The organism is Actinoalloteichus spitiensis RMV-1378 (assembly GCF_000239155.1).
GTDB lineage: Bacteria > Actinomycetota > Actinomycetes > Mycobacteriales > Pseudonocardiaceae > Actinoalloteichus_B > Actinoalloteichus_B spitiensis.
In genome coordinates this window covers 1-10,277 of record NZ_AGVX02000359.1, presented here as the reverse complement: position 1 = coordinate 10,277, position 10,277 = coordinate 1, and the positions used below count along the sequence as shown (strand labels likewise).

Here is a 10,277-nt window from a genome sequence, read left to right as displayed (position 1 = left end):
GCCGGCGGTGCCAGGAGGACACGGAACGCCGGCGGCCGGGGCCGTCCCGGGAGGACGGCGTCAGCGGGGCGATGTCACTGGCACGCCTCGCACTCGCCCGGCTCCGTGGAGCAGGCGACGGCGCCGGCGAGGAAGTCGTCCTCGTCCTCGGCCGTCAGGTCGCGGATCTCGGTAGCCGCCTCGGTCACGTTCGGGTCCTCTCTCTCGTTCGTCGGCACGACGTGGCGCCGCGCCGCACTACCGCTGCCCAACCCGTGCGGGCCCGGGCGCATTCCCGCTCCGGGTGTGACGCGATGGGGCGGCGGAGAAGACTACCGGCGGCCGGTGGCCCGGTGTTCCAGGTGCGGCACGACACCGGTGTGGCGGCCGGGTTCGCGTGGGGGAACCCGGACCCGTCGTCGGGATACCGGCCGGCGGGCAGGGCGGGACGCCGTCCCTCCCCCAGTGATCCGTTCCCCCACGGCGAAGCCCGGCCCCGCCCGACGGGGAACCGGACGCCCCTGGTGGCCCGTTCGGTGGGGCTGCCCGTTCGGAGCATTGACACCGGTTGGTCGCAGCTTCTACTTTCCGATCAAGGACATGAGGTGAATCGTTTCGATCCCCGTCGCGTCAACCGGACCGCAAAGGAGCGGAATGGTCACGATCAAGGACGTCGCCGAGAGGGCCGGAGTGTCCACGAGCACGGTGTCCTACGTGCTCAGTGGGGCCCGCAAGATCTCCGCCGGCACGCGGGAGGTCGTGCGCCAGGCGATCGACGAGCTCGGGTACCACCCCCACGCCAGCGCTCGGGCGCTCCGCGCGGCGCGGACCCGGGTCCTGGCCCTGGCCCTCCCCCAGACGACCCGGTCCTACCGGGCCGTCGACGGCCGTTTCATCCACGACCTGAGCGTCGCGGCCGTCCGCCAGGGTCACGACCTGCTGTTGATGACCGCGCAGGAGGGTGTTCCCGGCCTGCGGCGGATCGCCAGGGGGCGGTTGGCGGATGCCGGGATCCTGATGGCGGTCGACCTCGACGACCCCCGGATCGCGGCGATGCGGGAGGCGAACTTCCCGATCTCGGTGGTGGGGCGGCCCACCGCCACGCTCGGTACCCCGTGGACCGACCTGGATTTCGAGCAGGCCGCCGTCCTCGCCCTGGCCGACCTCGCCTCGGCCGGGCACCACCGGCTCGCCTACCTCGCGGTGACCGAACAGGAGATCCAGGCCAGGCGCAGTTACGCCGCGCACGGGTTGGCCGGGGCGCGCCGCGCGGCCGGGCAACTCGCGGGGAGCGTGGAGATCGTGCACTCGACCTCGGACCGGTTGGAGCTGCGGCGGCGGTTGGCCGCGCTGTTCGCGATGCCCGACGCGCCGACGGCGTTGGCCGTGCAGGACGCGGCGGCGGCGCGGGTGGTGGTGGAGGCGTTGGCGGAGCAGGGGATGAGCGTTCCCTCGGACGTGTCCGTGGTGGTGATCGGCACGCTGCCCGACGACCCGGAGCACGCCGCGTTCCGCCGCGTGGAACTGCCCGTCGAACGGATGGCGGAACACGCCACCGCCCTGGCGATCGCCGCCGTCGACGACCCGACCAGCGGGACGCGGGTCCTCATCCCCCCGGAACTGCTGCCCGGCCCGAGCGTCGCCCCGCCCCGCGAGGGCAGGTGAGGGCAGCCGCGCCGCCGACGGGGTCCCGGGCACGGCGTGCGTGGCGAACCCCGTCGTCCGTGCCCGTCCCCACCGGCGGTCGGCGAGGACCGTTCATCCGCGAGAAGAGGAGAAACCCGTGTCCGACCTGCCCGTCCTGCCGCCGGACTTCGTCTTCGGGGTGGCCACCGCCAGCTACCAGATCGAGGGGGCGGTGCGGGAGGGAGGTCGAGGACCCTCCATCTGGGACACCTTCTCCCACACCCCGGGCCGGGTGGCCCGGGGGGAGACCGGCGACGTCGCCTGCGACCACTACCACCGCTACCGGGAGGACGTGGCCCTGCTGCGGGATCTCGGGGTGGACTCCTACCGGTTCTCGACCGCGTGGCCCCGCGTCCAGCCGGAGGGTCGGGGACCGGCGAACGCCGCCGGCCTCGACTTCTACGACCGCCTGGTGGACGAACTGCTCGCGGCCGGGGTAGACCCGGCGCTCACCCTGTACCACTGGGACCTGCCCCAGGCACTGGAGGACGTCGGGGGGTGGCGGGAGCGGGACACGGCGCACCGGTTCGCCGACTACGCGTCGCTGGTGGTGGGCCGGCTGGGTGACCGGGTGTCCCGCTGGATCACGCTGAACGAACCGTTCTGCTCGGCCTTCATCGGGCACGCGGAGGGCCGGCACGCCCCCGGCACGCGGGAGGGCACCCCGGCGCTGGCCGCCGCCCACCACCTGTTGCTGGCCCACGGGTTGGCCACCGCCCGCCTGCGGGACGCCGGCGCCGGCGAGGTCGGGATCACGTTGAACCCCGAGCGGATCACCGCCGTTGGTGACGGCGAGGAGGAGATCGCGGCGGCGCGGCGCGCGGAGACGCTGCGGAACCTCGCGTTCACCGATCCGATCCTCGGTGCCCGGTACCCCGAGTGGGAACGGGAGACCTGGGGGCCGTTGGCGGACGGCTCCTACCGGCGGGACGAGGACCTCGCCGTGATCTCCGCGCCGCTGGACTTCCTCGGCGTCAACTACTACGCCCCCAGCCGGGTGGCGCCCGCGCCCCGGGTCGAGGCCGATCCGGTCCGCCGCACGGCGTGGGACGTGGGGGCGGTCGCGGCCGGGTGGCCGGGTGCGCGGACCACCGAGATGGGGTGGCCGGTGGTGCCCTCCACCCTCACCGACCTGCTCACCGGGCTGGTGGAGCGCTATCCGGGGCTGCCTCCGGTGTACGTCACCGAGAACGGCAGCGCCGAGGCCGACCGGGTCGGCGCCGACGGGGTGGTGCACGACGAGGACCGGGTGGACTACCTGCGGGAGCATCTGCGCGCGGTGGCGCGGGCGGTGGATCTCGGGGTGGACGTGCGCGGCTACTACGCGTGGTCCCTGCTGGACAACTTCGAGTGGGCCTACGGGTACGACCGCAGGTTCGGCCTGGTCCACGTGGACTACCGCACCCAGGCCCGCACCCCCAAGGACAGCTACCACTGGTACCGGCGTGCCATCGCCGACCACCGGGAGCGTTCCGCCCGGCGCTGATACCAGCGTCACCGCTCCGCCCGTTCCAGCGCGTACGTCGACGTCAGAACGCTCGGCTTCCCGGCCGGGCACCTTCCAGTGGGAAGAGGAAGCGGATGAAGTTCACCAACGGTGTCTGGCTGATGCGTGACGGTGTGCGCGCGTCCTACGCCACCGAGGCACGTGACGTGGTCACCACCGGGGAGACGGTGACGGTGCACGCCGCCACCCGGGCGGTGAGACACCGGGGCGACACGTTGTACGGCCCGGTGTTGACGACGCACTGGTGGACGCCGGCGCCGGACGTGATCGCGGTCCGCACCACCCATTTCGCCGGTGGGCGTCCGAGGTCCCCGGAGTACTCCCTCGCGGTGGAGCCGGACACCACCCCGAAGGTGGAACGGGTCGGGTCGGTGGTCGAGCTGACCAGCGGGCGGCTGTCGCTGCGGTTGGACACCTCGGCGGAGTGGAGCCTGGACTTCCTCGCCGAGGGCCGGGTGCTGACGCGGACGGGGCGGAAGGGCACGGGGATCGCGGTCACCGAGGAGGACCGGCACTACTCGGTGGCCCAGCTCTCGCTCGGGGTCGGCGAGCTCGTCTACGGCCTCGGGGAACGTTTCACGCCGCTGGTGCGCAACGGCCAGGTCGTGGACATCTGGCAGGCCGACGCGGGGACCGGCAGCGAGCAGTCCTACAAGAACGTGCCCTTCTACCTGACCAACCGGGGCTACGGCGTCTTCGTGAACGAACCGGGCCAGACCTCGTTCGAGGTGGCCTCGGAGCACACGGGGCGCGTCCAGTTCAGCAGCGAGGGCCAGACCCTGGAGTACCTGGTCATCTACGGGCCGACGCCGAAGGAGATCCTGTCCCGGTACACGGCGTTGTTGGGGCGGCCGGCGCTGCCGCCGGCGTGGTCGTTCGGCCTCTGGTTGTCCACCTCGTTCACCACCTCCTACGACGAGGAGACGGTGACCGGGTTCATCGAGGGGATGCGCGACCGGTCGATCCCCCTGAGCGTGTTCCACTTCGACTGCTTCTGGATGCGGGAGTACCAGTGGTGCGACTTCGAGTGGGACCCGGCGGTCTTCCCCGACCCGCCGGGGATGTTGCGCCGGCTGCACGACCGGGGGCTGCGGGTCAGCGTCTGGATCAACCCCTACATCGGGCAGAAGTCCCCGCTGTTCGAGGAGGGGATGCGGGAGGGGTACCTGCTGCGGCGGCCGAACGGCGACGTGTGGCAGTGGGACCTGTGGCAACCCGGGCTGGCCATCGTCGACTTCACCAACCCGGCGGCGCGGGCCTGGTACTCCGACAAACTGCGGGGCCTGCTCGCGATGGGCGTGGACTGCTTCAAGACCGACTTCGGTGAACGCATCCCCACCGACGTCGTGTACCACGACGGCTCGGACCCGGTGCGGATGCACAACTACTACACCCACCTGTTCAACCAGACCGTGTTCGAGGTGTTGCGCGAACACCGGGGCGAGGGGGAGGCGGTGGTGTTCGGCCGGTCGGCCACGGCGGGCGGGCAACGGTTCCCCGTGCACTGGGGCGGGGACTCGGAGTCGACGTTCGAGTCGATGGCGGAGAGCCTGCGGGGCGGGTTGTCGTTGGGCCTGTCCGGTTTCGGGTTCTGGAGCCACGACATCGGCGGGTTCGAGGGCACGCCCGACCCGGGTGTGTTCAAACGCTGGTTGGCCTTCGGGCTGCTGTCCTCCCACAGCCGGCTCCACGGCAGCAAGTCCTACCGGGTGCCGTGGGAGTTCGACGAGGAGTCCGTCGAGGTCGCGAGGTTCTTCACGGAGCTGAAGTGCCGGCTGATGCCCTACCTCTTCGGGGCGGCGGGGCAGGCCGCCGACCACGGTTGGCCGGTGATGCGGTCGATGGGCTTCGGTTTCCCCGACGACCCGGCCTGCGACTACCTCGACCGGCAGTACCTGCTGGGTGACGACCTGCTGGTCGCGCCCGTGTTCAGCGCGGAGGGCGAGGTGGAGTACTACGTGCCCTCGGGCCGGTGGACCCACCTGGTCACCGGGGAGCCGGTGGACGGCCCCGGCTGGCGCCGGGAGCGGCACGGTTTCCTGGGACTGCCGCTCCTGGTCCGCCCCGGGGCCGTGGTCCCGCTCGGCGACCGGTCCGACCGCCCCGACTACGACTACACGCGGGGGTTGACGCTGCGGGTGGGCTGGTCACCGGAGCTGACCAGGACGAGGACCTCGGTCCCGACGTTGGCCGGGGACACCGGAGTCGAGTTCGAGACCGCCCGCACGGGGGCGACCCTCACCGTGCGGGTGGTGGCCGGGGCCGCGGAGGACTGGCGGGTGCTGGTGGTGGGCGTTCGGTCGGTGACGGCGGTGCGCGGGGGCACCTGGGAGCCGCACGAGCAGGGCGTCCTGCTGTCCGCCGCCGGGGCGGAACTGTCGGTGGTCGTGGCGGACTGAGCCGGTTCGGCGTCGCCGGCCCGGGCGGGTCGGACCTCGCGGCGGCGGGGGCCGCGGGGTTGGAGCCGGGCCGGCGGTGTGCCGGGCGCCCGGAGCTGGCTGGCCGGAAGGAGGAACCCGGCAGGGGCGTCCCTCGGACCTCAGGTTGATCGTCTCCGCCCGGTCGACCGATGCCGGTGGCCTGGTCGCGCACCTAGCCTGATCCTCCGCCGACGTTCGGCAGGGACGAACCCGAGTCCAGGGAGGACCACGTCGTGATGAACCACCGAAGGACACCGCGTGCGCTGGTGGGCGGCGCGCTGGCGGCGCTGCTCGCGTTGGGGGCGCCCCCGGCGCTCGCCGACCCCGGTGCCGGTGCCCACGCCCCGCCGGACCCGCCCCGGGCCTCCGACCGGGGCGCGATGCTCGACGCGCTCCGGTTACCCGTCGAGGCCGCCGGATACCCGGGCATCCAGCTCCGCGTCAGGGACGGCGAGGACGAGGAGGTCCTCACCACGGGGGTGGCCGACCTCGGCACCGGGGTCCCGACACCACCGGACGGGGTGTTCCGGGCGGCGAGCGTGACGAAGAGCCTGGTGGCGACGCTCGTCCTCCAGCTCGTCGAGGAGGACCGGCTCGCCCTGGCCGACCCCCTCGCCGAGCACCTGCCGGGTTCCGTACCGACCGCCGACCGCGTCACCGTCGAGCAGTTGTTGAACCACACCAGCGGACTCCCCGACTACCTGGAGGACCCCGAGTTCGACGACGTGGCCGAGTACTCGCGGCGCACCTACACGCCGTGGGACCTCGTCCGGTTCTCCAACGCCCAGGACCCGGTGGGCGAGCCGGGGGGCGGGTTCTCCTATGCCAACGTCAACTACGTGCTGCTCGGCCTCGTCGTGGAGTCGGTGACCGGGGAGCCCCTGGAGGTCCTGCTGCGGGAGCGGGTGTTCGACCCCGTGGGGATGGTGAACAGCTCCTTCCCGCTGACCGAGCGGGAGCTCCCCGGTCCCCACTCCTCCGGGTACTACCGGGTGGAGGGGGACCCGGCTGGCGAGTGGCGGGAGCTCACCGAGCTCACCCCGTCCTTCGCCTGGGCCGCCTACGCCCTGGTGTCCGACACGGCGGACGTCAACCGGTTCTACCAGGCGTTGTTCGGCGGTGAGCTGGTGTCGCCGGAGTCGCTGGCGCTGATGACGGACGGCGTCCCCACCACCGATCCGACGCTGTTCCCGGAGTACGGTCTGGGGCTCCAGGCGCTGAACACGGTGTGCGGCGTCCCGCTCGTCGGCCACACCGGGGGGATCCCGGGGTTCCTCACGTACTCGTTCGGGACGCTGGACGGCGAGCGGCACGTCACCGTCTCCGGTAACGCCTGGGCGGGGGACGAGAGCGTCGGGCTGTTCCACCTCGGGGTGGTCAACGCGATCAACCTGGAGTTCTGCGGCGAGGAGTGGGCTCCGGTGGGGAGCGTTCCGACCGTCCTGGCCGCGGGGCCGCCACTGGGCGCGACGTCGAACCGCTGACGTGGGCCGGCCTCGGCCGCTCGACGGCCGGGGCCGGGTACCCGGTCGGGGTGGAGCGACCCTCGCGGGGTGCGACGGGGTGCTCCTCCGCACCGGGGACCGACGGGGGAGCTCGGTCCGTGGGGTGGGCGGTGCGCCGTCGATGGTGGCCGCATCGGGCCAGCCCCACCGGCCGATTCCGGTCCACCGCCGGCGGCGTTTCCCGAAACCACGGCGAAAGGCGGCCGATAGTCACGAGAAACCACCGCCGAACCACCGCCGGCTCCCGATTTCGACGATCGCCGGTACTCCGTCCGGAGCACTTCCAGTGAATTATCCGGCGAGGAATCGACACTCGGGACCGCGTCGTCCCGCTCCCGGCGACAAGCACCGTTGTTTCCGCATTCTTGGCTGCTCGATGAATTCTGGGTAACATTCCCGCCCAGCCAGCCGGCACCGGTGGCCACGGCACGGCCACCGCTCGACGACCTGCGTCCTGACCAGCCATCCCACGTCGACACGAGACGGCGGGTCCACCCCGCCTGGTTGTCCACCGATTTCCGCGTGGCGACACCCCCACCACCCGGGCTGCCGTGACATCGCCGGCCCCGGACGAACGGGTGGCCTCCTCCTTCTTCCTCTCGGTGGGACACCGGGCACGTCGAGGTGTGATCGGGTCGTGGTCAGGCGCTGAAGGGAATGACGATGTCGAACGATCGACGGATATCGGGGAAACGCCCACCGCGACGATGGAGAACCGCCGTCACGGCGGTCATCGCCACCGTTCTCGCCACTCTCGGGGTTCCGGCGGCCGCCAACGCGGCCACCGTCGACCCCAACACCTACTACCAGCTGGTGAACCGGCACAGCGGTAAGGCGCTGGACATCGAGGCCCGGGGCACCGGGGACGGCGTGGACGCCGTGCAGTGGACCCGGAACTCGGGCACGAACCAGCAGTTCCGGTTCCTGTCCTCCGGCGACGGGTGGTACCGGATCCAGGCCCGGCACAGCGGGAAGGTCCTCGACCTCTACGAGTTCGACGTCGCCGACGGCGCCCGTGTCGTGCAGTGGGGGGACCTCAACGGGCACAACCAGCAGTTCCGCCTCGCGGACTCCGCCGACGGCCACGTGCGGTTCATCAACCGGCTCAGCGGCAAGGCGCTCGAGGTGTGGGAGTGGTCCACCGAGGACGGGGCCCGGATCTCCCAGTACTCCGACCACGACGGCCACAACCAGCAGTGGCGGCTCGTCCCGGTCGACGGCGGCGGGACGCAGCCACCGGGGCAGGCCAGGCAGGTGGAGGACCTGAACCGGGGGCTGATCAGCGCCCGGTCGGGGAACGGCAACCTGGTCAGCTGGCGGTTGCTGGGCACCGACCCGGCGGACGTGGCGTTCAACCTGTACCGGGGGACGACCCGGGTGAACTCCTCGCCGATCACGAACTCGACGAACTACTTCGACGGCGGGGCCTCGGCGACGGCGAGCTACACCGTCCGGGCCGTGGTGAACGGCACCGAGCAGGGCCCGTCGGAACCCTCGCTGCGGTTCGCCGGCGGCAACTACCTCGACGTCCCCCTCCAGGTGCCGGCGGGTGGCCGCACGCCGGACGGCGTGAACTACACCTACTCGGCCAACGACGCGAGCGTCGGCGACCTCACCGGCGACGGCCAGTACGAGTTCGTGGTCAAGTGGGATCCGTCGAACTCCAAGGACAACGCCCAGTCGGGGTACACCGGCAACGTGTTCGTCGACGCCTACCGGCTGGACGGCACCCGGCTGTGGCGGATCGACCTGGGCCGCAACATCCGGGCGGGGGCGCACTACACCCAGTTCCAGGTGTACGACTTCGACGGTGACGGCCGGGCCGAGGTCGCGATGAAGACGGCGGACGGCACGGTGGACGGCGCCGGCCGGGTCATCGGCAACGCCAACGCCGACCACCGCAACTCCAGCGGCTACGTGCTCGCCGGGCCGGAGTTCCTCACCGTCTTCGACGGCCGGACCGGAGCCGCGCTGTCCACGGTGGACTACCTGCCGGCGCGGGGGAACGTCAGCGACTGGGGCGACAACTACGGCAACCGGGTGGACCGCTTCCTGGCCGGCACCGCCTACCTGGACGGCCAGCGGCCAAGCCTCATCATGTCCCGGGGCTACTACACGCGCACGGTCATCGTGGCCTGGGACTTCCGGGACGGCAGGCTGACCAGGCGCTGGACCTTCGACAGCGACTCGGCCGGCAGCCAGTACCGGGGGCAGGGTTTCCACAGCCTGTCCATCGCCGACGTGGACGGCGACGGCCGCGACGAGATCATCTTCGGCGCGATGGCCATCGACCACGACGGCACGCCGCTGTGGAACACCCGGTACGGGCACGGGGACGCGCTGCACGTCGGCGACTTCGTGCCGAGCCGGCCGGGGCTGGAGGTCTTCGGCGTCGCCGAGAACAGCAACCAGCCCAGCTCGTGGCTGGTGGACGCCCGCACCGGGCAGACGATCCACAGCACGCCGCCCAGTGGCGACAACGGGCGCGGCGTGGCCGGCGACATCTGGGCCGGCAGCCCCGGGGCGGAGATGTGGTCGTCCCGGGTGGACGGCCTGCGCGACGCCCAGGGGCGGAACGTGGGCCGCAAGCCCTCGTCGACGAACTTCCTCGTGTGGTGGGACGGCGACCCGGTGCGGGAGCTGCTCGACCAGACCAGGATCGACAAGTACGGGCCGAACGGGGACACCCGGCTGCTGACGGCGAGCGGGGTGGCCTCGAACAACGGCACGAAGGCCACCCCCGCGCTCTCGGGTGACCTGTTCGGGGACTGGCGGGAGCAGGTGGTGTGGCGGACGTCGGACAGCCGGGCGCTGCGGATCTACACGACGACCGACCTCACCGACCGGCGGATTCCCACCCTGATGCACGACACCCAGTACCGGGTGGCGATCGCGTGGCAGAACACCGCCTACAACCAGCCGCCGCACCCCAGCTTCTTCATCGGGGACGGCATGGGAGCGGTTCCGCAGCCCAACGTCTACTACCCGTGATCCGCTGATCCGTTGGTCACGCTGAGCCGCGTCGGGGAGTCCGGGTGGGTTCCCCGGCGCGGTCCCGGGAACGCGTCCGTGGCGGCGCTGGCGCTCAGGCGGCCCGGGAGGAATCGGAGGACGGCAGACCGGGCGAGCGCCCTTCCCAGGGGGCACGGCCCGGGGCGGCGCCGACGAGGTGGTCCCACC

At 72.0% G+C, this 10,277-nt stretch carries 5 protein-coding genes; all 5 read left to right on the top strand.

Going from position 1 to position 10,277, the window contains the following annotated elements; all coding sequences use genetic code 11:
• Nucleotides 1–633 precede the first annotated feature (633 nt).
• The 5 genes from ACTIDRAF_RS0216075 to ACTIDRAF_RS29235 all read left to right on the top strand — a co-directional run bounded on the left by ACTIDRAF_RS0216075 (nucleotide 634) and on the right by ACTIDRAF_RS29235 (nucleotide 10,088).
• Nucleotides 634–1,644: a LacI family DNA-binding transcriptional regulator gene (locus ACTIDRAF_RS0216075; RefSeq protein WP_016699751.1), complete on the top strand. Its 1,011-nt coding sequence runs from the start codon at nucleotides 634–636 to the stop codon at nucleotides 1,642–1,644.
• Nucleotides 1,645–1,762: 118 nt separating this feature from the next.
• A complete protein-coding gene (locus ACTIDRAF_RS0216070; RefSeq protein ID WP_016699750.1) occupies nucleotides 1,763–3,151 on the top strand; it encodes a GH1 family beta-glucosidase in 1,389 nt (462 codons plus the stop codon).
• Between the two features lie 95 nt (nucleotides 3,152–3,246).
• Nucleotides 3,247–5,571: an alpha-xylosidase gene (yicI, locus tag ACTIDRAF_RS0216065; protein WP_016699749.1), complete on the top strand. Its 2,325-nt coding sequence runs from the start codon at nucleotides 3,247–3,249 to the stop codon at nucleotides 5,569–5,571.
• A gap of 257 nt (nucleotides 5,572–5,828) precedes the next feature.
• Nucleotides 5,829–7,076 (top strand): serine hydrolase domain-containing protein, encoded by a 1,248-nt coding sequence (locus tag ACTIDRAF_RS29240; RefSeq protein WP_245533558.1) that lies wholly within the window; start codon nucleotides 5,829–5,831, stop codon nucleotides 7,074–7,076.
• 684 nt (nucleotides 7,077–7,760) lie between these two features.
• Entirely contained in the window at nucleotides 7,761–10,088 is a 2,328-nt protein-coding gene (locus ACTIDRAF_RS29235) for a rhamnogalacturonan lyase family protein (RefSeq protein ID WP_157163065.1), read from the top strand.
• Nucleotides 10,089–10,277 lie beyond the last annotated feature (189 nt).